Origin of the sequence: Actinokineospora fastidiosa (assembly GCF_014648415.1) — a bacterium.
GTDB classification, from domain to species: Bacteria; Actinomycetota; Actinomycetes; order Mycobacteriales; family Pseudonocardiaceae; genus Actinokineospora; species Actinokineospora fastidiosa.
On sequence record NZ_BMRB01000001.1, the window covers coordinates 1671936 to 1698328 of the forward strand.

Here is a 26393-nt window from a genome sequence, read left to right on the forward strand (position 1 = left end):
CAAATGGAAGCGCTATTCGACCTCCCCAGCCCCACTCCCGCGCCGCGCCCGGCCGCGCACAGCCTCGACGACCTCAACGAGCAGCAGCGCCGGGCCGTCGAGCACGCCGGATCGCCGCTGCTGGTGGTCGCGGGCGCTGGCTCGGGCAAGACCAGGGTGCTCACCCGCCGCATCGCCCACCTGCTCGCCGAGCGGCACGCGCACCCCGGCGAGATCATGGCGATCACGTTCACCAACAAGGCCGCCGCGGAGATGAAGGAGCGCGTGGTCGACCTGGTCGGGCGCCGCGCCAACGCCATGTGGGTGTCGACGTTCCACTCCATGTGCGTGCGCATCCTGCGCCGCGAGGCCAAGACGCTGGGGCTGACCTCCGGGTTCTCCATCTACGACGCCGACGACTCGCGCAGGCTCATCACCCTGGTCGCGCGCGACCTGGACCTCGACCCCAAGCGCTATTCGGCACGCACCCTGTCGGTGCACCTGTCGAACCTCAAGAACGAGCTGATCGACGCCGAGACGGCTGCGGCCAACGCAGCCAACGACCTGGAGCGCCGGGTCGCCGAGGTGTACGCCGAGTACCAGCGGCGGCTCTCGCAGGCCAACGCGATGGACTTCGACGACCTGATCATGCGCACGGTCGAGATGCTCCAGCTGTTCCCGGACGTCGCCGAGTACTACCACCGCCGCTTCCGGCACATCCTGGTCGACGAGTACCAGGACACCAACCACGCCCAGTACGTGCTGGTGCGCGAGCTGGTCGGCAAGGGCACCGGGGACCTGCCGCCCGCGGAGCTGTGCGTCGTCGGCGACGCCGACCAGTCCATCTACGCCTTCCGCGGCGCCACGATCCGCAACATCGTCGAGTTCGAGCGGGACTATCCCAACGCGACGACGGTGATGCTGGAGCAGAACTACCGCTCCACGCAGACGATCCTCGACGCCGCCAACGCCGTCATCTCCCGCAACCCCAACCGCCGCGACAAGCGCCTGTGGACCGCGCTGGGCAAGGGCGACAAGATCGTCGGCTACGTCGGCGACAACGAGCACGACGAGGCCGCGTTCGTCGCCCACGAGATCGACCGGCTGGTCGACGCGGGCGAGGCGAACAACAACGACATCGCGGTGTTCTACCGGACCAACAACCAGTCCCGCGTGTTCGAGGAGATCTTCATCCGGCTGGGCCTGCCCTACCGGGTCGTCGGCGGCGTCCGCTTCTACGAGCGCCGCGAGGTCCGCGACATGCTGGCGTACCTGCGGGTGCTGGCCAACCCCGAGGACACCGTCTCGCTGCGGCGGATCCTGAACGTGCCCAAGCGGGGCATCGGCGACCGCGCCGAGGCGTGCGTGTCGACCCACGCCGAGCGGGAGCGGATCTCCTTCGCCGCCGCGCTGCGCGACGCGGCCGACGGCCGGGTGGCCATGCTCAACCCGCGCTCGCAGCGGGCGATCGCCGGGTTCGTCGAGCTGATCGACGGCCTGCGCCGGTTCGTCGACGACGGGCAGGACGTCGCCGAGGTCCTCGACGCCGTGCTCGACCAGACCGGCTACCGCGCCGAGCTGGAGGCCAGCGACGACCCGCAGGACGGCACCCGGCTGGAGAACCTGACGGAGCTGGTGACGGTGGCCAGGGAGTTCGCCGAGGGCCCCGGCGTCGTCCCCGACGACGCCCCGCCGGACACCGCCCCGGTCCCGCTGCCGGAGTCCGGCTCGCTCGCGGCGTTCCTGGAGCGGGTGTCCCTGGTCGCCGACGCCGACTCCATCCCCGACGGCGACGAGGAGTCCAGCGGCGTGGTCACGCTGATGACCCTGCACACCGCGAAGGGCCTGGAGTACCCGGTCGTGTTCAGCACGGGCTGGGAGGACGGCGTCTTCCCGCACCTGCGCGCGCTCAGCGACCCGGTCGAGCTGGCCGAGGAGCGGCGGCTGGCGTATGTGGGGATCACCCGGGCCCGGCAGAAGCTGTACCTGTCCCGGGCGATCGTGCGCGCCGCCTGGGGCCAGCCGATGAGCAACCCGGCGTCGCGGTTCTTCGCCGAGATCCCGGCCGACCTGATCGACTGGCGGCGCACCGGCCCCGAGCGGGCCGCGCCGACCCGCGCGACGACGTGGGGCGGGCGCTCCGGCGGCGGTCTCGGCGCGACGAGCAGGCCCGCGCCCACGGCCCGCTGGAAGGACACCCCGGCGCTGTCGCTGAACGTGGGCGACCGCGTCAACCACGACAAGTACGGGCTGGGCACGGTGGTGGCGACGGACGGCGTCGGTCCCCGCGCGACGGCCACGATCGACTTCGGCTCGGCGGGCACGATCCGGCTGATGCTGATCGGCAGCGTGCCGCTGGTGAAGCTCTAGAACGTACGTTCGAGAATTGTCGGTGCCCTGCGGTTGACTCCTCCTCGTCGGATCGACGAGGGGGTAGACCGTGGTCAAGGACGACCGGGAATGGGGCTCAGTAGCCGATGCCGTGGCGGTTGAGCCAGCTGGACGGGTTCATCTTGTAGCCGTCCTGCCAGATCTCGAAGTGCAGGTGCGGGCCGGTCGACTGGCCGCGGTTGCCCATGTGGGCGATCAGCTCGCCCGCCTTGACCCGGTCGCCCTCGTTGACGACGTAGTCGTTGATGTGGCCGTAGACGGCGATGGTGCCGTCGTCGTGCTGGACGCGCAGCCAGAGCCCGAAGCCGCCCGCGGGCCCTGCCTCGATGACGCGGCCGTCGGCCACGGAGACGATCGGCGTGCCGATGCGGTTGGCGATGTCGATGCCGTAGTGGGTGCGGCCCCAGCGGGCGCCGAACCCGGAGGTGAAGATCCCGGTCGTCGGGCGGACGTACTTGGGCCGGGCGGCCTCGCGCCTGCGGGCCTCCTCCTCGGCGAGCCGCTCTTCCTTCTCCTGGACGACCCGCTCGGTGGTGGCCATCTTCTCGGCCTCGATGGCGCCGTCCGAGGTCGCGGCCAGCGCCAGCAGCTCCGGCGCGCCCGCGGTGTCGCCGCCGATACCCATGGAAGCGGCGGCGTCGCCCGGGTTGGCCAGCGGCATGATCTCGTCGGCGCTGGCGGCCTGCTCGCCCACCGCGCCCTGCAGCGTCTGCCCGGCAGCGGCGGCGGCGAAGGCGCCCACCGCGACGGCGGCGACCACAACCCGCCCACGCAACGCCGACGACGGCGGAGCGATCCGGTGTACCCCGCGACCGCGGGTATTCCTCGTGCGTTCCAGCGCCTGATCGTCGACGGCGAACTCGAGTTCACCGCCGGACGAGCGATGTCGGGACAAGACCTGGCCTTCCGCCTTCGGGGAGTCAGACCTCGTCCGCCGAGACCCGCGGGGGACGGGCCGTGCTCGGCGGGGGCGGTTTCACCGGGCGGGGGACCCAGTTCGGACGGCTTCCCGGGGGAGGTTGCCGCCCAGCCCTAACCGTGATCTGACCGTGACAACGGACGCGGGGACAGTAACGGGGAGATACCGCGATGGGCAACAGCGCCCACCTGAATCCGTAAAGCCCCGCCAACCCCCCAAGGTCATGTCCTGCGAGAACTACACAAAGTTAAGCCGAACTCACGTCTTTAGTGTGACGTGGGTCTCGTTTCAATCGGCCGTTCGGGTGGCACCCCAAAGCAACAAGACCGACCGACACGGACACCCAAGGGCAGGGGTTCACGGGGGACCCCAGCCCACCCAAACGCATACGCAACACACCCACCCAAACCAGGGCTTGCCTGCCATCCCGTCGACCTGGCGCAGCCTTACCACACCCAGGGTGGGGGCGCGGCCCCCAAACAAAACAGGAACTTGCCAGGCCGAGGCCCCCAGGGCCTCGGCCAGCGACAACGCAAGCTCCGCGCCCCCACCCTGGGTGTGGTAACCCTCCGGGAGGTCGACGGGATGGCAGGCAAGCCCGACCATCCCGGAGACCAGCCCGTCCGGCGAGGACGCTCTTAAACCACGAGCAACGCCGGGAACCGGCGAGCCGCCCGCGCCCGCCCAAGGCTGACGAGGTCGCCCGCGCCCGCCCGAGGGTTGACGGGGTCGCCCGCGCCCACCTGCGGCTGACCGCGGTCCCAAACCCGCCAAGACCCGCCCGAGGCTGACGGAACTGACCGCCCGCCCAAGGCTGACGGGTCCGACCGCGCCCACCTGCGCCTGACCGCGCCCCCAAACCGGGCAAGGCCCCAAGAAACACCCCCACCCCCCGTGGTGTTGATCGGTCGACAGCCCGCCACCTTGCTAGCGTTGCCTGCGATGACTGCGCGGACCCACAAGCCGCTGGACCGGACCGGTCCTGATGCCCTGTCCGCTGAGCGGATCGGGTGGGTTGACGTTCCCGTTCGGCTCAAGGCAGGGCTTGGTGTCGCTCTCGCCGGTGCCGTGCTCACCGCCGCTGGCCCGGTGGTAGGGGTCATGGCCGACGCCCCGCCGCCCGGGTACGCGTCCACCGCGCTTCTCGTGGTTCTCGCGCTTCTCCCGGCGGCCATCGCCATCGCGTTCGCCGTGACCGGCAGGGCGGTGACCGGCGCGGGTGTCCTCGTCGGCGCCGCGCTGCTCGCCCCGGGGCGTGCCCTCGTCGACCTCCAGCTGGCCGTTGACGTCCTGCGGGCCTCCCGGCCCGAGATCCTGGTCCCGACCAGCCTCGCGCCCCTGGAGCCCGCCGCCGGGCTCTGGCTGCTCGTCGCTGGCCACGTGCTCGCCGCCGTGGCCGGGGCGCTCGCGCTCGCCAGGGCGGGCGCGGAGCCCGGCTCGGTCTACGCCGCCGAGTTCGACGACCCCTCCGCCGACCGCCCCACCCGGGCGCGCTCGGTGTTCACGCGGTCCGCGCTCCTCGCCGGGACCATCGCCGCCGTCGGGCTGCTGGTCGTCCCCTTCGCCTCCGACAACGCCTTCGTCCTCGCGCTCGGCGTCGTCGACTCGCCCGCCCCCGCCCGGTACGGGCTGCTCGCCCTCGCCCTGGGCGCCGCGGGTGCCGCCGTCTTCGCGGGCAGCGCCGCCAACCTGGCCGTCGCCCGCGGCATGGTCCTCGGCCTGCTCGCCGCCGTCGCCGCCGTCACCGTCCCGCAGATCACGGCGGGACTGTTCACCGAGCTGCTGCACCCGGCCTTCGGCCCGTTCCTGGCCCTCGCCGCCACCGCCGCCCTCGCCGCCGCGCTGTGGTCGGTCAGCCCCGCCGCCAGCGCCAAGGACGCCGACGTCCGGCTCGACCTCCGCAGCCTGCACCGCGTCGCGGGCGTCCTCGGCGTGCTCACCTCGGCCGCCGCCGTCATCGCGGGCACCAGCAGCCTGATCGTCGCCGACGGCATCGACACCCCGCCCGCCTACGCCAGCAGGCTGTTCCTCCCCGTCGCCGTCGCCGTGCTGCTGCTGTCGGCGCCGATGCTCGCCTCGGGGTCGGCCGCCGCGACCCGGCCCGCGTTCATCGTCGTGCTCGCCGGGGTCGGCCTCGCCGCCGCGGGAAGCCTGGACGCGGCGTTCACCGCGACCGGGGCCAGCGGCGCGGTCACCGTCGGCGCGGGCGTCTGGTTCGCTGGCCTCGCGCTGGTCCTCGCCTGCGCCGCCGCGGTCACCGCCGCCATCGCGGGCGGCGCGGAGCGCGACGACGTCGACCTGACCGAGCGCAGCTACGCCCTCCCGGTCGCCGCGCCCGCCGCCGTGGCCGCGCTGCTGGCCGTCGGCGCCTACGGGCTGCCCGTCCTCAAGGCCCCCGACCTGGTCGCCCCCGGCATCTGGGCGGAGTTCCGCTTCGCGTCCTGGGGCCTGCTGATCGCCCTGGGCGCGGTGGTCGCCGCCGCCGCGCTCGCCCCGGCAGCCCGGCCGCCGCGCGCGGGCGCGCTGCTGCTCGGCGCCGCCGCCCTCGTCGGCTTCCGCGCCCTGGAGTACCCGCTCACCGCCGCCCGCGCCGCCGACGGCCGCCCCGGCCAGGGCCTGTGGCTGGCCATCGCGGCGGTCGTCGCGCTGGTGATCGCCGCCGCGACCGCGGTGAGCGCGCGCCGATGATCCGCGTCGTGCTCGTCGGGGACCTGCCCGCGCTCGCCAGGGAACTGCGCGACCGCGGCGTCGAGGTCGTCTACACCGGACCGCTCGCGCCCGGTCCGGCCGCGGCCGTCGCCGCCCAGGAGGACCCGGACGCCGTGGCCGTCGCCGATCACGCCGACGCCGTCGCCGCCCTGGTCGACGACATCCCGGTGGTACCCGCCGCGGACGTCCTGGCCTGGGTGGACACTGCCGGTGACCGAACTCACCACCCAAGGTGAGCTACCTCACCGGGTGCGAAGTGTCAACCGAAAACCCTGCTCGCTAGGGTCTTGACGTCCGACAGCAATCGTGTCGACACCGTAGTCAGGAGACTGTCGCGTGGACCTGTACGAGTACCAGGCGAAGGACCTCTTCGCCGCCCACGACGTCCCGGTCCTGCCGGGCGACGTGGCCGACACCCCCGAGAAAGCCCGCGAGATCGCGGCGCGGCTCGGCCAGACCGTCGTCATCAAGGCGCAGGTCAAGACCGGTGGCCGCGGCAAGGCCGGTGGCGTGAAGCTGGCCGACACCCCGGATGACGCGCAGGCGAAGGCCGAGAACATCCTGGGCCTGGACATCAAGGGCCACATCACGCGGCGCGTGCTGGTGACCCCAGCCTCCGACATCGCCGAGGAGTACTACTTCTCGTTCCTGCTCGACCGGGCCAACCGCACCTTCCTGGCGATGGCCTCCGCCGAGGGCGGCATGGACATCGAGCAGCTGGCCGTCGAGCGCCCCGACGCGCTGGCCAAGGTCCCGGTGGACGCGATCGCCGGTGTCGACATCGCCAAGGCGCGCGAGATCGCCGTCGCGGCCAGGATCCCCGCCGAGGTCGCCGAGAAGGCGGCCGAGGTCATCGTGAAGCTGTGGGACACCTTCGTCGGCGAGGACGCCACGCTGGTCGAGGTGAACCCGCTGGTCCGCGACCCGCAGGACAACATCATCGCCCTCGACGGCAAGGTCACCCTCGACGGCAACGCCGACTTCCGCCACCCGGCGCACGCCGACCTGGTGGACAAGGACGCGGAGAACCCGCTCGAGGCCGCCGCCAAGGAGAAGGACCTCAACTACGTCAAGCTCGACGGCGAGGTCGGCATCATCGGCAACGGCGCAGGCCTGGTCATGTCCACCCTGGACGTGGTGGCCTACGCGGGCGAGAAGCACGGCGGCGTCAAGCCCGCCAACTTCCTCGACATCGGCGGCGGCGCCTCGGCCGAGGTGATGGCCAACGGCCTGCACATCATCCTGGGCGACGCGGACGTCAAGTCCGTGTTCGTCAACGTCTTCGGCGGCATCACCGCCTGCGACGCGGTCGCCAACGGCATCGTCAAGGCGCTGGAGATCCTCGGCGACGAGGCCACCAAGCCGCTGGTCGTCCGCCTGGACGGCAACAACGTCGACGAGGGTCGGCGCATCCTGGCCGAGGCCAACCACCCGCTGGTGACCGTGGTCGACACGATGGACAACGCCGCCGACAAGGCCGCCGAACTCGCCGCTGCTGGAGCCTGACCCATGGCAATCTTCCTGACCGAGAACAGCAAGGTCATCGTCCAGGGCATGACCGGCGCCGAGGGCACCAAGCACACCTCGCGCATGCTCAAGTCCGGCACCCAGATCGTCGGCGGCGTGAACCCGCGCAAGGCGGGCACCACCGCCGACATCGACGGCACCTCGCTCCCGGTGTTCGGCACCGTGGCCGAGGCGATGGCGGAGACCGGCGCGGACGTGACCGTGATCTTCGTCCCGCCGAAGTTCGCCAAGGACGCCGTCATCGAGGCCATCGACGCGGGCATCGGCCTCGCGGTGGTCATCACCGAGGGCATCCCGGTGCACGACACCGCCTACTTCTGGGCGCACGCGGTGGCCACGGGCAACAAGACCCGGATCATCGGCCCGAACTGCCCCGGCCTGATCAGCCCCGGCAAGTCGAACGCGGGCATCATCCCCGCCGACATCACCGGCCCCGGCAAGATCGGCCTGGTGTCGAAGTCGGGCACGCTGACCTACCAGATGATGTACGAGCTGCGGGACATCGGCTTCTCCTCGGCCGTGGGCATCGGCGGCGACCCGATCATCGGGACCACGCACATCGACGCGCTCGCCGCGTTCGAGGCCGACCCGGAGACCGAGCTGATCGTGATGATCGGCGAGATCGGCGGCGACGCCGAGGAGCGGGCCGCCGCCTACATCAAGGAGAACGTGACCAAGCCGGTCGTCGGCTACGTCGCGGGCTTCACCGCCCCCGAGGGCAAGACCATGGGCCACGCTGGCGCCATCGTCTCCGGCTCGGCGGGCACGGCCCAGGCCAAGAAGGAGGCCCTCGAGGCCGCCGGGGTCAAGGTCGGCAAGACGCCGTCGGAGACCGCGGCCCTGGCCCGCGAGCTGTTCGCCGCGCGGTAATAAGACCAGGTGAAAGACCCGCCATCCACCGGGTGGCGGGTTTTTCGTCCGTCAGCCTGGGGAACCAACGCGTGCCGGTGACCATCGAACCGGCCGGATGAGCTAGCGTTCGCGCCAGGCTCGGCGTAACACAGGCCCAAGCGAGGAGAGCACGCGATGTCCTACCCAGGCGGTGCACCGGGTGGCTACCCGGGCCCCGGGCAGCAGCCCACCCAGGCTTACGGTCCGCCGCCGTCGGCGGGTCCGAAGTTCACCGTCGCGCAGATGCTGCATCTGGGCGTCGCCGGCCTCGGCCTGCTCAACTTCTTCCTCGGCTTCGCCGAGGTCGGCCCCGGCTCGAACTACTTCGAGATCGCCTCGGTGGTGCCCGCGCTGTTCCTGATCGCAGGCGTGCTCTCGCTGAAGGTCATCCTGCCCGGCGAGGACAAGAAGCCCGGCATCCTGGTGCCCGCGATCGCGGTGGCCTCGGCGCTGACGGTCCTGTTCGGCCTGTTCGGCGGCCTCGACGGCACGGGCGCGATCCTGCTGCTGATCTTCGGCCTGATCCAGGCAGCGGCCGCGGTGGCCGCGTTCCTGATGGACGCGGGCATCATCAAGCCCCCGGCGCCGCAGCACCACGCGCCCTACGCGCAGCCGGGCGGCTACAACCCGCCGTCGGGCCAGTTCGGCCAGCAGCAGATGCCGGGCCAGCCGGGTCAGCCGGGCCAGCCGATGCCGCAGCAGCCGGGCCAGTTCGGCCAGCCGCCGGTGTCGAGCCAGCAGACGACGTTCGCCCCGCAGCAGGGCCAGTTCGGGCAGCAGGCCCCTGGCACGCCGCCGGGCGGGTACCCGCAGCAGCAGCCGTAGCCGACGTACCTCGAATGGGCGATGCCGGACCCCGGCATCGCCCATTCGCGTGTCGGCGTGGCTGACCCGTTCGGAGCAACGCCGATGCCACAGTGGACACATGGCGCTGCTCGATGAGTCCCCGCTGCGGACGCCAGCGCGCCCGCGGGTCCGCACGCTGGCGGCCGCCGCGCTGCTGCCGCTCCTCCTCGGACACGCCGCGATAGCCGCGGTGTTCGCGCTGGTCACCGCGTTCGCGCCGCGGGCGTCGTTCAGCGTCGACGGGGTGCTCGGCGCCGCGGTGCCCGGCTGGCTGGCCGCCTACCAGGTGCCGCTGGTGATCTCCGACCGCGCGCTCGGCGCGCTGCCGCTGCTGCCGACCCTGCTGCTCGCGCTGCTCGTCGGGTGGGTCGTCGCGGTCGCGGCCCGGCGGGCGGACGCGCGGGGGCCTCAGCAGACCGGGTGCATCGCGGGCGTCGTCGCGCTCGCGCACGCCGCCGCGGGCCTGACCGCCGCGCTGCTGCTCGACGGACCGCTGCGGGTCGACCCGCTGGCGGGCTTCTACTACCCGGCGCTGATCAGCGGCGCGGCGTGCGTCGTCGCGCTGGCGCGGCGCTCGGAGGTGCTGACCGGGCTCAGCGGCCGGATCGACCCGCTGGCGGTGCGCGGGCTGCGGGCGGGCGTGCTCGCCTGCGTCGCGCTGGTCGCCGTCGGCGCCGTCGTGGTCGTCATCGGGCTGGTCACGGCGTTCGGGCGGGTGACCTCGCTGTTCACCGGCGGCGCCGGGGAGAGCGCCGGGCTGTTCCTGCTGTCGCTGGGATACCTGCCGAACGCGGTCATCGCCGGGCTGGGGTTCGCGGCCGGGCCGGGGTTCGGCATCGGCGAGGTGTCGGTGGCGCCGCTGGGGTTCAGCGGTGGCGCGGTGCCCGCGGTGCCGCTGCTGGGCGCGTTGCCGAGCGGGCCGCAGCCCTGGTGGCCCGCGCTGTTCGTCCTGCCGCTCGCCGTGGGCCTGCTGGTGGGCTGGGCGCTGCGGGACGCGGACGAGTCGCCGGTGGCGCGGCTGCGGGCGGTGTCGGTGGCCTCGATCCTGGTCGCCGCGGTCGTCGCCGTGCTGGCCGGGTCGGCGGGCGGCGCGCTCGGCGGCGGGCCGTTCGACCCGCTCGACCTGCGCGCTGCCGCGTTGTCGCTGGCCATGGTCGGCTGGATCGGCGTGCCCGCCGGGGTGCTCGCCTGGTTCGCCGGGCCGCACCCGGTCGCCGCCGGGCTCATCGAGCCGGAGGCCGACGCCGACGAGGACGAGCCCGGGGAGCCGGACGGGACCGACGAGCCGGACAGCCCCGAGGAGTCCGATGAGGACGATGCGGCGGTCGAGGCGGCCGACGACACTGCCGACGACACCGCCGACGACACGGCCGACCCTGCGGCCGACGGTGTGGCGTCGGACACCGACGCCGCCGACGAAGATCGTTAACGGACGCCTTACGCTGGACACACCCCGTTCCGGCGTCCGCAGGAGACCACGCTGAGCGTTCACCGCCCGCCCATGCCCGATGCCCGGGTCGTCGTCCTGGTGTCGGGTTCGGGCACCCTCCTGCAGGCCCTGCTCGACGCCGACCTGCCCGCCCGGATCGTCGCCGTCGGCGCGGACCGCGCGGGCATCGCCGGGCTGGAGCGCGCCGAGCGCGCGGGCCTGCCGACCTTCGCCGTGCGGCTGCGCGACCACGCCGACCGCGCCGCGTGGGACGCCGCGCTCGCCGACGCCGTCGCCGCGCACGAGCCGGACCTGATCGTGTCCGCGGGCTTCATGAAGATCCTCGGCCCGGCGTTCCTTGCCCGCTTCGGCGGCCGGATCGTCAACACCCATCCCGCGCTGCTGCCCGCGTTCCCCGGCGCGCACGCGGTCGCCGACGCGCTGGCCCACGGGGTCCGGGTCACCGGCAGCACGGTGCACCTGGTCGACGGCGGCGTCGACACCGGCCCGATCATCGCCCAGGAGGCCGTCCCGGTCGATCCCGGCGACGACGAGGCCGCCCTGCACGAACGCATCAAGGTGGTGGAGCGGCGGCTCCTGGTCGACGTGGTCGCCCGGATGGCCCGCGACGGCTACACCGTGGACGGACGGAAGGTGAGCATCCCGTGACCGAGTCCCGCAAGGCCGTGCGCCGTGCGCTGATCGGCGTGTCCGACAAGTCCGGTCTCCTGGAACTGGCGACCGGCCTGCACGCGGCCGGTGTGGAGATCGTCTCGACCGGCGGCACGGCGCGGACGCTGGCCGACGCGGGGGTGCCGGTGACGCCGGTGGAGCAGGTGACCGGCTTCCCGGAGTCCTTCGACGGGCGGGTGAAGACCCTGCACCCCCGGGTGCACGCCGGGCTGCTGGCCGACACGACCAACCCCGCGCACGTCGCCCAGCTCGGCGAGCTGGACATCGCGCCGTTCGACCTGCTGGTGGTGAACCTCTACCCGTTCGTGAAGACGGTCGCCTCGGGCGCGTCGGCGGCGGAGTGCGTCGAGCAGATCGACATCGGCGGGCCCGCGATGGTGCGCGCGGCGGCGAAGAACCACGCCAGCGTGGCCGTCGTCGTGGACCCGGCGCGGTACCCGTGGGTGCTGTCCGAGGTCGCCGCGGGCGGCTTCACCCTGGCCGACCGGCGCGGGCTGGCCGTGGACGCCTACCGGCACACCGCGTCGTACGACATCGCGGTGGCGTCGTGGATGGGCGCGGAGTTCGGGGCCGAGGAGTTCCCCGCGTGGGCGGGGGCGTCGTGGAGCCGCCAGTCGGTGCTGCGGTACGGGGAGAACCCGCACCAGAAGGCGGCGCTGTACGCGCGCAATGACGGCGCGGTGGGGCTGGCGACGGCCAAGCAGTTGCACGGCAAGGAGATGTCGTACAACAACTACATCGACGCCGACGCCGCCTGGCGCGCCGCCTTCGACCACGACGACGCGTGCGTGGCGATCATCAAGCACGCCAACCCCTGCGGGATCGCGGTGTCCTCTGTGGACATCGCGGACGCGCACCGCAAGGCCAACGCGTGCGACCCGACCAGCGCCTTCGGCGGGATCGTCGCGGCCAACCGCGAGGTGAGCCTGGCGATGGCCGAGCAGGTGGCCGACATCTTCACCGAGGTCGTGGTGGCCCCGGCGTACGCCGACGGCGCGGTCGAGGTGCTCTCCCGGAAGAAGAACCTGCGCATCCTGCTCGCCGAGCCGCCCGCGCGCGGCGGCGTGGAGCTGCGCCCGGTGTCCGGCGGCCTGCTGCTGCAGACCCTCGACACCATCGCCGCCGAGGGCGACGACCCGGCCAAGTGGACCCTGGCCACCGGCACCCCGCTCGACGAGGCTGGCCTGGCCGACCTGGCGTTCGCGTGGCGCGCGTGCCGGGCGGTGAAGTCGAACGCCATCCTGCTGGCCTCCGGCGGCGCTACCGTCGGGGTGGGCATGGGCCAGGTCAACCGCGTGGACGCGGCCCGGCTGGCGGTGTCCAGGGCGGGCGCGCGGGCGGCGGGCTCGGTGGCCGCGTCGGACGCGTTCTTCCCGTTCCCGGACGGCCTCGAGGTGCTGCTGGATGCCGGCGTCCGCGCTGTCGTCCAGCCGGGCGGCTCGGTCCGCGACGCCGAGGTGATCGCCGCTGCCGAGGCGGCGGGCGTGACGATGTACCTGACCGGGACGCGGCACTTCGCGCACTGAGTCTCACAAAGCGACTGACCCGTCCGGGTCAGTCGCTTTGCCCTTTCCGGGTTGACACCGGCCGGTGGCCGGGTAATGTCGTGGGTGTCGAACACGTGTTCGACCCAACGGGGCCGACGGAGTCGAGGCCGGACGCCCCGGACGCCGGCTCCCCACGGCGGACGCGTATGAGCGGTACGCGGACGACGTGAGGAAGGTGTCGCCATGGGGCAAGCCGATCGCCTTCGAGCGCGGGGAAGTATTCGAGGGCGGTCGGCGCCCCTTTTCTGCGCGCAACAAAACTGAGTGATCCTCGACAAAGATCGCTGAACTGGGGTGTTCGGCAAGTGGGTGGTGCTCGACATGGGTAGGTGATCGACATGGGCAATCCGCGGCGGCCCCGTCCCGCCACGCCCAACCGCTCCCGCCAGGCGGACGGCCTGTGGGAAGCCTCCGAGCCGCAGCCGGGTGGTGTTGCGGGGCCAGGGGAGCAGGCAGAGGCCTCGGCGGTGCCCGAGGTCGTGAGGTTGGCGGGCGCGCGGCTCATCCACGACGTTTCCGGGTCCGGGGAGCGCGGCCCGGATGCCCCTGCCGTGGTGCCGCTGGCGGGCGACCGCCGGCCCGCCGGAGGGCGGGCGGATGGCCCCGAGGCGGCGCGGTCAGCCGGTGGGCGGCGGCTTGGCGGCGTTCCCGGAGTTGAGGACCGGCGCGTCGCGGACGCGTCCGGCGGGGGGCTGCGGCGGGCCAGTGGGGATGGGATCGCCGCCTTGCGGGCCGCGGTCGCCGAGCGGGTGGGGGGTGGGGATGGGCCGGAGGTGTTGCCGGTCTGGCCGGATCTCGCGCCGCTGTTCCCCTGGGGCGGGCTGCGCCGGGGCGCGACGGTGGGGGTGCGGGGGTCGCGGGCGCTGTTGGTGGCGTTGATGGCCGGGGCGGTGGCCGACGGGGCGTGGGCGGCTGTGGTCGGGCTGCCCGACCTCGGCGTGCTGGCCGCGACCGAGAGCGGGGTGCCCGCGGAGCGGTTGGCGCTGGTGCCGAGGCCGGGGCTGGAGCTGGTGCGGGTCGTGGCCGCGTTGTTGGACGGGTTCGCCGTGGTCGCCGTCGCGGGCGGGTTGCGGGAAGCCGACGCGCGCAGGCTGTCGGCGCGGGCGCGCAGCCGCGGGTCGGTGCTGCTGGCGTTCGGGTCGTGGCCCGGGGTCGAGGTGGAGTTGAGCTGCGCCCGCGCCCGCTGGAGCGGGCCCGGCCGGGGCGACGGCGTCCTGCGCGAGCGCCAGGTGGAGATCCGCGCCCGAGGCCGGGGCGCGGCGGCGCGGCCGGTCCGCGTGGGGGTGGCGCTGCCCGGCCGATCTAGGTTGATCGCATGACGTACTCGATCGTGGCGCGGGATGAGGAGACCGGCTGCCTCGGCGTGGCGGTGCAGAGCGGCGTGCTGGCCATCGGCACCCGGGTCGCCGACGCGCGGGCGGGCGTCGGGGCGGTGGTCGCGCAGGCGGGCTCGGAGCTGACCTGGCGGACGATGCTGCTGGACCTGATGGCCTCCGGCATGACCGCCGCGCAGGCCGTCGCGGCCGTGGCCACGCTGCCGGGCGCCGAGGAGTCCCAGTTCGCCGCGGTCGGCGTCGACGGCGACGCGGCCGCCCACACCGGCCCGGGCTGCATCCCCGAGGCCGGGCACGCCACGCGCGGGCCGGTGAGCGCGCAGGCCAACATGATGGCCGCGCCGACCGTCTGGCAGGCGATGCTGGCCGCGTCGTCCCCCGCCCCGTTCGCCGAGCGCCTGGTCGCGGCCCTGGCGGCGGCCGAGCGGGAGGGCGGGGACGTCCGCGGCCCGCAGTCGGCCGCACTGCTGGTCGTCGGCCCGACCCCCGGCGCCCATCCGACCGGCTACCCCGACGACCCGGTGGTCGACCTGCGGGTGGACGACTCCCGCGACCCCGTCGGCGACCTCGCCCGCCTGCTGCGCACCGCCCGGGCCCACCGCCACCTCATCCGCGCCCACATGACCGACGACCCCGACGAGCTCCGCGCCGCCGTCGCCCTGGCCCCGGACGACCCGACGGCCCTGCGCGCGGCGGGCATCACCCTGGCCCTGCGCGGCTTCACCGCCGAGGCCCGGCCGCTGCTGGCCCGCGCGCTCGACCTGGAGCCGAGGATCGCCCGCTGGGCGCGGGTGTCCGCGGAGCGCGCCATGGCCGAGGGCAACCCGCACGCCGCGACCCTGCTCGGCTGGTTGTGAGCATCACCCGTCCGTGAGCTTGACTCCCGTTCGGACTCGAACGTATGTTCGACCCTGTTGTCCGACGGCTCCCCACGGCGGACCCGGCCCCAGCTGGGAGATGTCGTGCTGCTCGTCGTGTGGTGTCCTGATTGGCCGGTCGTGGCCGCGAGTGCCGCGGCCGGGGTCGGCATCGACACGCCCGCGGCCGTGGTGGCGGCCAACCGGGTCGTGGCGTGCAACGGGCCCGCGCGGGCCGAGGGGATCGCCGTCGGGCTGCGGCGGCGGGAGGCGCAGGGGCGCTGCCCCGAGCTCGTCGTGCTGCCCGACGACCCCGACCGCGACGCGCGGCGGTTCGAGCCGGTCGTCGCGGCCGTCGAGGAGCTGGCGGTCGGGGTCGAGGTGGTGCGCCCGGGCGTGGTCGCCGTGCCCGCCAGGGGCCCGGTCGGGTACTTCGGGTCAGCCGAGGCCGCCGCCGAGCGGCTGATCGACCACGTCGGCGCGCGGGCCGACGCCGAGTGCCTGGTCGGGATGGCCGACGGCCTCTTCGCCGCGACCCTGGCCGCCCGCAGGGGACTGCTGGTCGCGGACACGCCAGCGTTCCTGGCCCCGCTGGGCGTGCACGAGCTGGACTCGCCCGAGCTGGTCGACCTGCTGCGCCGCCTGGGCATCCGCACGCTCGGCGCGTTCGCCGCGCTGGACCAGCGCGACGTGGCCACCCGCTTCGGCGCCGCCGCCGCGTACGCCCACCAGCTGGCCGCTGGCCGCGAGCAGCGCCCGGCCGCGCGCCGCACCCCGCCTGCCGACCTGGCCGTCACCGCGCACCCCGACCCGCCGGTCGACCGGGTCGACGCCGCCGCGTTCCTCGCCCGCACCCTCGCCGAGCGCCTGCACGCCGGGCTGGCCGCGCACGGGCTGGCCTGCACCCGGCTGGCCATCCACGCCGCCACCGCCACCGGGGCCGAGCTGGCCAGGGTGTGGCGCTGCGCGGAGCCGCTCACCCCGGCGGGCATCGCCGACCGGCTGCGCTGGCAGCTCGACGGCTGGCTCAGCGGCCCCCACCGGCCCGACGCCCCGATCACCGCGCTGCGGCTGGACCCGGTCGAGGTGGTCGACGGCCGGGCGCTGCAGCTGGGCCTGTGGCAGGGCGCGCACGACGAGCACGCCGAGCGGGCGGCCCGGGCGATGGTGCACGTCCAGGGCCTGCTGGGCCCCGACGGCGTGCTCATCCCGGTGATGACGGGGGGACGCGGCCCCGCCGACCGGGTCCACCTGGTCCCCTGGGGCGACGACCGCACCCCGCCCGCCCCGCCGGACCGGCCGTGGCCCGGCGCGCTCCCGGCCCCGTCGCCGACCACCGTCCCGCCCCGCCCGCTGCCCGTCGTCGTCCGCGACGCGGAGGGGGAGGAGGTCGCGGTGACCGGCCGCTTCCGGCTCACCGCCGACCCGGCCGAGGTCGTCGTCGGCCGCCACCCGCCGCGCCGCGTGCTGGCCTGGTCGGGCCCGTGGCCGGTCGACGAGCGCTGGTGGGACCCGCGGGGCAGACGCCGGGCGCGGCTGCAGGTCGTGCTCGCCGAGGCGTCCGAAGAGGACAACCAGGCAGCGCTGCTGCTGAGCAGGGAGGACGAGAAATGGACCGTGGAGGGGATTTACGGGTGAGCGACGACGACGACTGGATCGACCTGATCGACCTCACCGAGCTGATCCCGCACCCGCGCGGGCCGCTCCCGGAGTCCTGATCCCCGCCCGGGCGGCCCGCCCCACGGGCCGCCCGGGCCCTCACCAGCGGAGGACGGCGATGGGCTGGAACAACCCGCCGGTGCGGTGGTCGGAGCTGGAGCGCATCCTCTCCGGCCGCGCGCCGGAGGTCGGCGACGGCGGGGACAGCCCCGCCTGGACCCGCAGGCGCGAGCGCTACCTGCCCACCGGCGGCACCGCGCACCCGGGTCCCACCGACCACCCCGACGGCGACTCCCGCGTCCCCTACGCCGAGCTGCACTGCCACTCCAACTTCAGCTTCCTCGACGGCGCCAGCCACCCCGAGGAACTGGTCGAGGCCGCCGCCCTGCTCGGTCTGGACGCCATCGCCATCACCGACCACGACGGCATGTACGGCGTCGTCCGCTTCGCCGAGGCCGCGCGGGAGCTGGGCGTGCGGACGGTCTTCGGCGCCGAGCTCAGCCTCGGCCTCACCGAGCCGCAGGCGGGCAGGCCCGACCCCGGTGGCGAGCACCTGCTGCTGCTCGCCGACGGCCAGGACGGCTACCACCGGCTCTCCCGCGTGCTCACCACAGCCCACCTCGCGGGCGAGGAGAAGGGCAAGCCGCAGTACGACCTGCCCTACGTCGTCGAGCAGACCCGCGACCACTGCGTCGTGCTCACCGGCTGCCGCAAGGGCGCGGTGCGGCAAGCGCTTGCGCGACAAGGTCCCCAGGCCGCGTTCGAGCAGCTGCGCCACCTCGTCACCGCCTACGGCAAGGACCGCGTCTTCGTCGAGCTGACCGACCACGGCTATCCCGACGACTCCACGCGCAACGACCTGCTGGCGGGGATGGCCAAGGACCTCGGCCTGCCCACCGTCGCCACCAATGCCGTGCACTACGCCCACCCGCAGCGCGGCCGCCTCGCCGCCGCGGTCGCCGCCGTGCGCGCCCGGCGCAGCCTGGACGACCTCGCGGGCTGGCTGCCCCCGGCGCCCACCGCGCACCTGCGCACCGGCGACGAGATGCTGGCCCGCTTCGCCCGCTACCCCGGCGCGGTGCAGCGCGCGGCCGTGATCGGGGTGCAGCTGTCCTTCGACCTGCGGCTGCTGGCGCCCAAGCTGCCGCCGTTCGACGTCCCGAGTGGACACACCGAGGCCAGCTACCTCGCCGAGCTGACCTACCGCGGCGCCGCGCGCGTCTACGGCTCCGCCGCCGAGCGCCCGCGCGCCTACGCCCAGCTCGCCCACGAGCTGCGGGTGATCACCGAGCTGGGCTTCCCCGGCTACTTCCTCGTCGTGCACGACATCGTGCGGTTCTGCCGGGACAACGACATCCTCTGCCAGGGCCGCGGCTCGGCTGCCAACTCCGCGGTGTGCTTCGCCCTCGGCATCACCCGGGTGGACGCCGTGCGCTGGGAGCTGCTGTTCGAGCGGTTCCTCGCCCCGGCCCGCGACGGGCCGCCGGACATCGACATCGACATCGAGTCCGACCGGCGCGAGGAGGTCATCCAGTACGTCTACCGCAAGCACGGCCGCCGCCACGCCGCCCAGGTCGCCAACGTCATCACCTACCGCGCCAAGTCCGCGGTGCGCGACATGGCCAAGGCGCTGGGCCACTCGCCGGGCCAGCAGGACGCGTGGAGCAAGCAGATCGACCGGTGGGGCCCGCTGACCGACACCGTCGGCGACACCCACCACGACATCCCGCAGCCGGTGCTGGAGCTGGCCGGGCAGCTGGAGAACTTCCCCCGGCACCTGGGCATCCACTCCGGCGGCATGGTCATCTGCGACCGCCCGGTCAGCGAGGTCTGCCCGGTCGAGCCCGCGCGCATGAAGGACCGCACGGTCCTGCAGTGGGACAAGGACGACTGCGCCGCCATCGACCTGGTCAAGTTCGACCTGCTCGGGCTGGGCATGCTCTCCGCGCTGCACTACGCCATCGACCTCGTCGCCGAGCACCACGGCGTCGACGTCGACATGGGTGAGCTGGACCTCGCCGACCAGAACGTCTACGACATGCTCTGCCGCGCCGACTCCGTCGGGGTCTTCCAGGTGGAGAGCCGCGCGCAGATGGCGACGCTGCCCCGGCTGCGCCCGCGCGAGTTCTACGATTTGGTCGTCGAGGTCGCGCTGATCCGGCCCGGCCCGATCCAGGGCGGCTCCGTGCACCCGTACATCCGGCGCAAGAACGGCAAGGAGCCCGTCACCTTCGACCACCCGCTGCTGGAGAAGTCGCTGCGCAAGACCCTGGGCGTGCCGCTGTTCCAGGAGCAGCTGATGCAGGTCGCAGTGGACGTGGCCGACTTCACCCCGGCCGAGGCGGATGAGCTGCGCCGCGCGATGGGCGCCAAGCGCTCCACCGCGCGGATGGAGCGGCTGCGCGAGCGCTTCCACGCGGGCGCCGCGCGCAACGGCGTCGGGCCCGAGCTGGCCGCCCGGATCTACGAGAAGCTGTTGGCCTTCGCCAACTTCGGCTTCCCGGAGAGCCACGCGCTCAGCTTCGCGTACCTGGTCTTCGCCAGCGCGTGGTTCAAGCTGTACTACCCCGCCGCGTTCTGCGCCGCGCTGCTGCGCGCGCAGCCGATGGGCTTCTACTCGCCGCAGTCGCTCGTCGCCGACGCGCGCAGGCACGGCGTGGAGGTGCGCGGCCCGGACATCAACGCCAGCCTCGCCCACGCGACGCTGGAGGACGCGGGCAAGGCAGTGCGGATGGGCCTGGGCTCGGTGCGCGGCATCGGCGACGAGCTGGCCGAGCGGATCGCCGCGGGCCGCCCGTACGCCGACATGGTCGACCTGGCCCGGCGCGTCGGGCTGACCCGCGCGCAGATGGAGGCCCTGGCCACCGCGGGCGCGTTCGGCTGCTTCGGCCTGGCCAGGCGGGAGGCGCTGTGGGCGGCGGGCGCGGCTGCGGCCGAGCGCCCGGAGTTCCTGCCCGGCACCGCGGTCGGCGTGGCCGCGCCCGCGCTGCCCGGCATGGACGCCCTCGAACTGGCCGTGGCCGACGTCTGGGCGACCGGGCTGTCCCCGGACAGCTTTCCGACCGAGTTCCTGCGCGCCCGGCTGGACCGCCTCGGCGCGCTCACCACCGCGGCGCTGTCCGAAGTGGAGAGTGGGACCCGGGTGCTGGTCGGCGGCGCGGTGACCCACCGGCAGCGGCCGCAGACCGCTGGCGGGGTGACGTTCCTCAACCTGGAGGACGAGACTGGCATGATCAACATAGTGTGCTCCCCGGGCCTGTGGGCCCGGTATCGTCGAATCGCGCGCACGAGTTCGGCGCTGTTGGTGCGCGGGGTGGTGGAGAACGTCGACGGGGTGGTCAGCCTCAACGCCGACCGGCTCCAGCACCTGGACATGCGAATCCCGGCCACGTCCCGGGATTTCCGCTGAGGGGGGATGGATGGAAGGCGTGATCTTCGACTGGCGCGGCACCCTGGTGACCACCCTGGACGGGGTCGCCTGGGTGCGCGAGGCGCTGTGCCTGATCGGCCGGGACGCCTCCGCCGAGGAGATCTGGCAGCGCGTCTCCGTCTTCGAGGACCTGCTGGACGCACCCGGCGTCGACACCTCCCGGGCCATCCACCACGCCGCCTACTACCGGGTGTTCTCCCAAGCGGGGCTGGACAAGGAGCTGGCGGACGCGCTGTACGCGGTGGAGTCCGACCCGGCGCACAACCCGTTCGCCGTGGACGCCGCCGACACCCTGCGCGCGGTCTCCGCCGCGGGCTGCCGCGTCGCCGTGCTGAGCGACATCCACTTCGACCTGCGGCCGGTGTTCGCCAAGGCCGGGCTGGCCGACGTCGTGGACGTCTACGCGCTGTCCTACGAGCTGGGCGTGCAGAAGCCGTCCCCGGAGATCTTCCGCCACGCGCTCGCCGCGCTGGGCACGTCGCCGTCGTCGACGCTGATGGTGGGCGACCGGGCGCGGCCGGACGGCGGGGCGGTCGAACTCGGCCTGCCGGTGCTGCTGGTGCCCCCGCTGCGGTCGGTTGCCGAGCGGCGGCTGCACTTGGTGACGGCGCTTGTCGGGGCGGCATGACAGGGTGGGCGGCGTGCACGAGGAAGACATCGACCACACCGACGCCGACTTCCACGGCCAGACCTGGACCGGCCGCCACTTCACCCGCTGCGACTTCACCGAGGCCGACCTGCGCGGGCTGACGACGGAGACGTGCGTGTTCACCGAGTGCGTCTTCACCAGGGCCGACCTGGGCGAGTCGACGCACCGCGGCACGGCGTTCCGGTCGTGCACGTTCGACCGCACGACGCTGACCGAGAGCACGTTCACCGGATGCAGCCTGATCGGCTCGGCGTTCCTCGACGTGCGCTTCCGGCCCGTCACCATCCGCGACTGCGACCTGACCCTGGTCAGCCTGGCCGGGGCGGCGCTGCGCAAGACCGACCTGTCGGCCCTGCGGCTGCGCGAGGCGAACCTCAACGGCGCCGACCTGCGCGAGACCGACCTGCGCGGCGCGGACCTGACCGGGGCCCGGCTGTTCGAGACCGACCTCGGCGACGCCGACCTGCGCGGCGCCCGCGTGGACGCCGACGGCTGGGTCCAGGCCAAGCTGCGCGGCGCGCGCATCGACCTCGACGCCGCTGTCGTGTTCGCCGCCGCCCACGGGCTGCGGATCGGGTGAGTCAGACCGGGGGGACGATGCCCGCCAGGGTGCCCTGCTCGCAGAACGGGCAGGGCCGCGACGTCTGCACGGTGCGCCCCACACCGCCGACGACCGCGTGGACGGTCTGCACGGTGTAGCGGGATCCGTGGCAGTTGTGGCACAGGGTCTGGACCAGCGGGGGAACGTCCGGCTCGTCCTCGGTCTCGTCGGTCATCCGCGCCTCCGGTTGCCCACCGTACGCCCCTTGCGGCGCGCCGGGAACCGCCGATCACCCGGCGGGTACCGTGGGGCGGCAGGTGTTTTGCGTGGATAGGTCGGTGATGAGGGAAGAAGAGTTCGGCACGGTGCCGTCGGAGCTGCAGACGATCTGCCCGCTGTGCGGCGGGTCCGGCATGGTCGCCGACCCCAAACTGGCCATCATCGGCGGCGTCCCCCGCACGGTGGACAATGGCCGCCCCTGCCCCACGTGCCGCAAGGACGGCCATTTCCCCGGGCTGATCCCGCCCGTCTGACCCTCAGGCCCTAGCAGGCGGCTGCCGGTCGGGGATCTCCTCCAGCACGCCGTTGCTGACGAGCTCGGCGATGGACTGCGGGAGCACGTACGCGGTGCCGCCCCCGGGCTGGTCGAACCACGGAATCGCCGCGCCGGTCAGCGCCTCGGTCGCCCGCACGACGCGGTATGCCCGGTAGGGGCGGTTTATCCAGTCGGGAACCAGAGACCGCCGGTCGAACGGCGTGCCCACCGCGTAGGTGAGGTTGCCGGAGGGGTCGCCGTAGCGGTCCAGCTCGGTGCCTTCGGGGAGCTGGATCAGCTGCTTGCCCCGGAACAGGGTCAGCGGCGGCTCACCCCGCAACGGCTGGATCGGCCAGTCCTGCGGCCTGCGCGGCCGCCCACCTTCTCCGGCCTGCTGCGCCATCTGCTCAGCCGACTGCGCCCGCTCCGGCCCCCGAGGCACGAACTGCCCCGGCCCACCCTCGCCGAACGCCCTGCCCTGCTCCTCCCGCCGCCCCTGCTGAGCACCCAACTCCTGCTGCCCAGCCCCGAACGGCTGCCCACCAGCGGTGGCGAACTGCCCCACAGCCTCACCAGCCTGCGCGAACTGCCCCACCGGCTCCCCCGAGGGCGCAAACTGCCCACCACGCTCACCTGGCTGCCCGAACTGCCCTCCGTGGTCACCCGGCTGCCCGAACTGTCCGCCGTGCTCGCCCGGCTGCCCGAACTGTCCGCCGTGGTCACCTGGCTGCCCGAACTGCCCGCCGTGCTCGCCCGGCTGTGCGAACTGTCCGCCATGCTCGCCCGCCTGCGCGAACTGCCCCATGGGCTCGCCTGGCTGCGCGAACTGCCCCATGGGCTCGCCTGGCTGCGCGAACTGTCCGCCTGCCTGCGCGAATTGCCCCACGGGCTCGCCGGGCTGGGCGAACTGTCCGCCCGGCTCGCCCGCTTGGGCGAACTGCCCCACCGGCTCGCCCGCCTGCGCGAACTGGCCAACAGACTCGCCAGCTGGCGCCGCCTGCCCACCGGGCTCAGCAGGCTGGGCGAAGTGGCCTGCCTCACCTGGGTGCCCGAACTGACGGCCAGGCTCGCCTGCCTGCCCGTGCGCAGCGGCCTCGCCCGCGTGCCCGAACTGACGTCCGGATTCGCCTGCCTGACCGAACTGGCCCACGGGCTCACCCGGCTGCCCGAATTGAGCTCCCGGCTCGCCCGGGTGCCCGAACTGGCGCCCGGGTTCCTGGCCGAACGGGCCGACCGGCTCACCCGGCTGCCCGAACGGCCCCACGGGCTCGCCAGGTCGCCCGAACTGCCCTGAGGGCTCTCCAGCCTGGTTGAACTGCCCGCCGGCCTCGCCCGGGTGACCAAACTGCCCGCCAGGCTCGCCTGCCTGCCCGAACTGCCCGCCGGCCTCGCCCGGGTGACCGAACTGCCTGTCGGCCTCGCCTGGGTGGCCGAACTGAGCGCCAGGCTCGCCTGCCTGCCCGAACTGACCCACGGGCTCGCCCTGGTGCCCGAACTGCCTGCCGGGTTCTCCTGTCTGACCGAACTGGCCGACCGGCTCGCCCGCTTGACCGAACTGACCTGCGGGCTCGCCCGCCTGACCGAACTGGCCTGCAGGCTCGCCCGCTTGACCGAATGGGCCTGCGGGTTCGCCTGGCTGGTTGAAGTGGCCTGCCGGCTGGCCGAACGGGCCTGCACCCTCGCCTGCCTGGTTGAACGGGCCGCCAGGCTCGCCCGGGCGGCCGAACTGGCCCCCAGGTCCACCGTGCCCGAACTGGCCCCCGGGCTCGCCTGCCTGCGCAAACTGCCCCACCGGCTCGCCCTGCCCGAACTGGCCGGGCTCGGCCTGGTTGAAGTGGCCGGGTTCGCCCTGCCTGAACTGGCCGGGCTCGGCCTGGCCGAACTGTGCGGGCTCGGCCTGGCCGAATTGGCCGGGCTCGGCCTGGCCGAACTGACCGGGCTCGCCCTGCCTGGGCTGGCTGGGCTCGTCCTGCCCGAGCCGACCGGGCTCCGCCTGCCCGAACTGAGCGGGCTCGGCCTGCCCGAACTGACCGCGCCCCGCTTGGTCGAACTGGCCGGGCACCTGGTCGAACTGGCTGGGCTCGGGCTGGTGGAACTGGCCGGGCTCGGCCTTCCCGAACTGGCCGGGCTCGGCGTGGTCGAAGTGGCCGGGCTCGGGCTGGTCGAACTGGCCCCCGGACTCGGGAGCCTGCCCGAACTGCCCACCCGGTTCCCCACCCGCGAACGGCGGCTGGGAGCTCAGCTGCTCCTGCCCCTCCTGGTCACCCGGCGCAAAACGGTGGTCTGCTGCGTCGCTGGCATGCGGCGGGGCGAACTGGTTCTCGGCTTCGCCGAACCGCTGTCCGCCCGCGTCGGCAGGAGGAACGAACTGGGCGTGATCGTCGGGGCCGATCGGCTGTCCGGGGGCGCCGCTGGCGGCGAAGTCGTGTTCGCCCGGTTGGCCGGTGGGAGCGAAGGCGTCGTCCTCGGCTTGCTGGCGGGGAGCGAAGAGGCTGTCCTCGCCGGACTGTCCGGGTGCGAGTTGGTCTTGGCCCTCGTGCTCGCCTGGCTGGGCGGGGGCGGACTGGTCGTGCGCTTCGGATTCGCCCGGCCCGGTGGGAGTGTCCTGCTCGCCCGATCCGGCCGACCGGCTGGCGGCGAAGGGCTCGTCGAACTGGGCGCCCCCGTCGAATCGCTCGTCGGCGGCGAGTTCGTCCTCGCGGGCGAACTCGGGCGAGTCGGGGGGCGGGAGCTGACGTTCGTCCGACTGCGGGGTGGCCGCGTCCGCCTCCTCGGCGGAGGCCTCCGGCGCCGTGAACGTCTGGGGAGCCGCGCCGCCGTGGGTGAAGAGTTGTTCGTGCGGCGGGGGCTCGGTGGGCGGGGTGAACGGCTCGTCCTGGGCGCGGGAGTGCTTCGCGGCGCCGGGTTCCGGGGTCTCGGAGTCACGGCGGGCGAACTGGCCGAAGCGGCCCGGGCGGTACTCCTCGTCGTCGTCATCGAACTGGCGGGGCTCGAACAGCCCGTCGCCCACCGGCCGGGCCGGGCGGAACAGGTCGTCGCCGGACGGGCTCGACTGGAGCGGGCGGCTCGGGGGGAGCGGCCTGCGCCGGTCGTAGGAGTCATCGTCGTCGTCCTCGAGTTCCGCCAGGGGCGCACTGACCGTCGACGGGCCGGGGCTCGACGCGGGCGGGGACTCCAGGATCAGCTTGCCCGCCAGGAACGCGGCAGCGTCGCCTGCGTCGGCGAACACGGCGGGCGCGACGTAGTGCCCGTCGAACCAGCCGACCCGCCAGCCCTCGCCCGTCTGCTCCATCGTCCACGCCGGACCCGACGGGGTCCCCACGGTGTACGCCGACTCCGGCACGCCCAGCTCGTCCAGCCGGGCGCGCAGGCGCTCCACGACCTCCGCCGCGGGCGTGACCGGCGGCAGCGGCTCGTCGACGGTGACCGGGTCGGGCACGTTCGGCTCGTCCTGGGCGGACTCCTCCGGCACCCGCTCCGGGTGGTCGAAGGTCGGCGCGGCGGGCTCGCCCTCGGCGGGCTGCTCGGGCTGGGCCATGTCCGGCGGGCGCACCGGCGGACGCCTCGGCCCGGCGATGAACGCCGCCGCCGCGGTCCTGGCCTGCTCGTCGACCTCCGGCATGTGGAACTCGGCCCGGCGGATGTGCGCCACCAGCTCGGGGTCCGGCGGGACGCCGTGCGTGCGCAGGTAGAAGTTGACCGCGGCGGGCCAGATCCAGACGCCGTCGGTGTGGAAGGCGATCGGGACCGTCTGGCGGCGCTCCTCGTCGAAGAGGTCGGTGTCGTAGCCGCGCGCGGGCAGCGCCAGCGGTGCGGCGTCGAGGTAGTGCTGGACGCGCTCGCGCTCCTCGCCGTCGACGGGCGGGCGGTTGAGCACCGGCCCGGCCGGGCCCATGCCGTCGAAGAGGCGCGCGGTGCGGAACGGCGGCTGCAGCGCCGCCAGCGTCCTGGTCAGCCACTCCGGGACGTTCTCGTCCTCGCGGGGGAACATCCGCAGCTCGTCGAAGAACGCCGGGGGCGGCGGCTGGTTCTGCCAGCGCGGCTCGTCCCGGTCGTACTCCAGGTTGTAGGCGGCGGGCCGGTCGAGCTGGTACCGGGCGTTGAACCAGGTGCCCCGGCCCTCCCGGTACATGCCCGCGCGCAGCCGCGCGAACAGGGCGCCGATCTCGGGGGCGACCGGCAGGTCGGCGGTGGTGTCGTCGGGGAAGACGACCTGGCCGTGCACCTCCGTGTAACGGCCGATGGCGCGGAACGACACCTCGATCGAGGCCCAGTCGGTCGGCGCGGCCCGCAGCAGCGCCAGCCCGATCTGCTTGACCAGGGCGTCCTGTTCGGTCGGGTTGAGCTGGGTAGGTCCTGCCACGCGCCTATCTTCCCCTGTCCCGGGTGCGAGAGCACACGGTGGACCCGCCGCCCCGGTCCTGCCTGCGGCGATGACGCAAAGTCAGCGGCAACGT

The 26393-nt window shown here is 73.9% G+C and carries 19 protein-coding genes; 16 read left to right on the plus strand and 3 right to left on the minus strand.

The features are described 5' to 3' along the window. Positions 1 to 3: 3 nt before the first annotated feature. Complete coding sequence (gene pcrA / locus IEY98_RS08080; RefSeq protein WP_189209585.1) at positions 4 to 2349, plus strand: DNA helicase PcrA; 2346 nt, start codon at positions 4 to 6, stop codon at positions 2347 to 2349. 97 nt (positions 2350 to 2446) lie between these two features. Here the strand turns inward: pcrA and IEY98_RS08085 are convergent, their stop codons facing one another. Beyond that, a complete protein-coding gene (locus IEY98_RS08085) occupies positions 2447 to 3145 on the minus strand; it encodes a M23 family metallopeptidase (protein ID WP_229786671.1) in 699 nt (232 codons plus the stop codon). A 1086-nt stretch (positions 3146 to 4231) separates the two neighbouring features. On the opposite strand from IEY98_RS08085, the gene IEY98_RS08090 reads away from it, so the two are divergent. The 14 genes from IEY98_RS08090 (at position 4232) to IEY98_RS08155 (ending at position 21440) form a co-directional block, all read left to right on the plus strand. Beyond that, positions 4232 to 5977 (plus strand): hypothetical protein, encoded by a 1746-nt coding sequence (locus IEY98_RS08090; RefSeq protein ID WP_189209587.1) that lies wholly within the window; start codon positions 4232 to 4234, stop codon positions 5975 to 5977. After that, positions 5974 to 6234, plus strand: a complete 261-nt coding sequence (locus IEY98_RS08095; protein WP_189209588.1) for a hypothetical protein — start codon at positions 5974 to 5976, stop codon at positions 6232 to 6234. Before IEY98_RS08090 ends, IEY98_RS08095 begins: the two co-directional genes overlap by 4 nt. Before the next feature lie 100 nt (positions 6235 to 6334). Beyond that, positions 6335 to 7504, plus strand: a complete 1170-nt coding sequence (gene sucC, locus IEY98_RS08100; protein ID WP_189209589.1) for an ADP-forming succinate--CoA ligase subunit beta — start codon at positions 6335 to 6337, stop codon at positions 7502 to 7504. 3 nt (positions 7505 to 7507) lie between these two features. Then, positions 7508 to 8395 (plus strand): succinate--CoA ligase subunit alpha, encoded by an 888-nt coding sequence (sucD, locus tag IEY98_RS08105; RefSeq protein ID WP_189209590.1) that lies wholly within the window; start codon positions 7508 to 7510, stop codon positions 8393 to 8395. Positions 8396 to 8659: 264 nt separating this feature from the next. Continuing rightward, positions 8660 to 9241 (plus strand): DUF5336 domain-containing protein, encoded by a 582-nt coding sequence (locus IEY98_RS08110; RefSeq protein WP_229786672.1) that lies wholly within the window; start codon positions 8660 to 8662, stop codon positions 9239 to 9241. Between the two features lie 100 nt (positions 9242 to 9341). Next, positions 9342 to 10691, plus strand: a complete 1350-nt coding sequence (locus IEY98_RS08115) for a cell division protein PerM (protein WP_189209592.1) — start codon at positions 9342 to 9344, stop codon at positions 10689 to 10691. Between the two features lie 72 nt (positions 10692 to 10763). Further along, positions 10764 to 11360, plus strand: a complete 597-nt coding sequence (gene purN / locus IEY98_RS08120; RefSeq protein ID WP_189209593.1) for a phosphoribosylglycinamide formyltransferase — start codon at positions 10764 to 10766, stop codon at positions 11358 to 11360. Continuing rightward, complete coding sequence (gene purH, locus IEY98_RS08125; RefSeq protein ID WP_189209594.1) at positions 11357 to 12910, plus strand: bifunctional phosphoribosylaminoimidazolecarboxamide formyltransferase/IMP cyclohydrolase; 1554 nt, start codon at positions 11357 to 11359, stop codon at positions 12908 to 12910. The genes purN and purH overlap by 4 nt, the downstream gene beginning before the upstream one ends. A 746-nt stretch (positions 12911 to 13656) precedes the next feature. After that, positions 13657 to 14250 (plus strand): DnaE2-dependent mutagenesis accessory factor ImuA', encoded by a 594-nt coding sequence (gene imuA', locus IEY98_RS08130; protein ID WP_308425858.1) that lies wholly within the window; start codon positions 13657 to 13659, stop codon positions 14248 to 14250. Continuing rightward, entirely contained in the window at positions 14247 to 15122 is an 876-nt protein-coding gene (locus tag IEY98_RS08135; protein WP_189209595.1) for a DUF1028 domain-containing protein, read from the plus strand. Before imuA' ends, IEY98_RS08135 begins: the two co-directional genes overlap by 4 nt. Before the next feature lie 108 nt (positions 15123 to 15230). After that, a complete protein-coding gene (locus IEY98_RS08140) occupies positions 15231 to 16760 on the plus strand; it encodes a DNA polymerase Y family protein (RefSeq protein WP_189210133.1) in 1530 nt (509 codons plus the stop codon). A gap of 139 nt (positions 16761 to 16899) precedes the next feature. Next, positions 16900 to 20190, plus strand: coding sequence for an error-prone DNA polymerase (locus IEY98_RS08145; RefSeq protein ID WP_189209596.1), 3291 nt, complete (start codon positions 16900 to 16902; stop codon positions 20188 to 20190). Positions 20191 to 20200: 10 nt separating this feature from the next. Then, on the plus strand, positions 20201 to 20839 hold the full coding sequence (locus IEY98_RS08150) for an HAD family hydrolase (RefSeq protein ID WP_189209597.1): 639 nt from the start codon (positions 20201 to 20203) through the stop codon (positions 20837 to 20839). A 13-nt stretch (positions 20840 to 20852) separates the two neighbouring features. After that, entirely contained in the window at positions 20853 to 21440 is a 588-nt protein-coding gene (locus IEY98_RS08155) for a pentapeptide repeat-containing protein (protein WP_189209598.1), read from the plus strand. A gap of 1 nt (position 21441) precedes the next feature. Here the strand turns inward: IEY98_RS08155 and IEY98_RS08160 are convergent, their stop codons facing one another. Further along, positions 21442 to 21636, minus strand: a complete 195-nt coding sequence (locus IEY98_RS08160) for a hypothetical protein (RefSeq protein ID WP_189209599.1) — start codon at positions 21634 to 21636, stop codon at positions 21442 to 21444. 106 nt (positions 21637 to 21742) lie between these two features. Between IEY98_RS08160 and IEY98_RS08165 the strand changes: the two genes are divergently transcribed. Then, on the plus strand, positions 21743 to 21934 hold the full coding sequence (locus IEY98_RS08165) for a hypothetical protein (protein ID WP_189209600.1): 192 nt from the start codon (positions 21743 to 21745) through the stop codon (positions 21932 to 21934). Between the two features lie 3 nt (positions 21935 to 21937). On the opposite strand, the gene IEY98_RS33265 is transcribed toward IEY98_RS08165, so the two are convergent. Next, positions 21938 to 26299: a glycohydrolase toxin TNT-related protein gene (locus IEY98_RS33265; protein ID WP_308425859.1), complete on the minus strand. Its 4362-nt coding sequence runs from the start codon at positions 26297 to 26299 to the stop codon at positions 21938 to 21940. Positions 26300 to 26393: the final 94 nt, after the last annotated feature.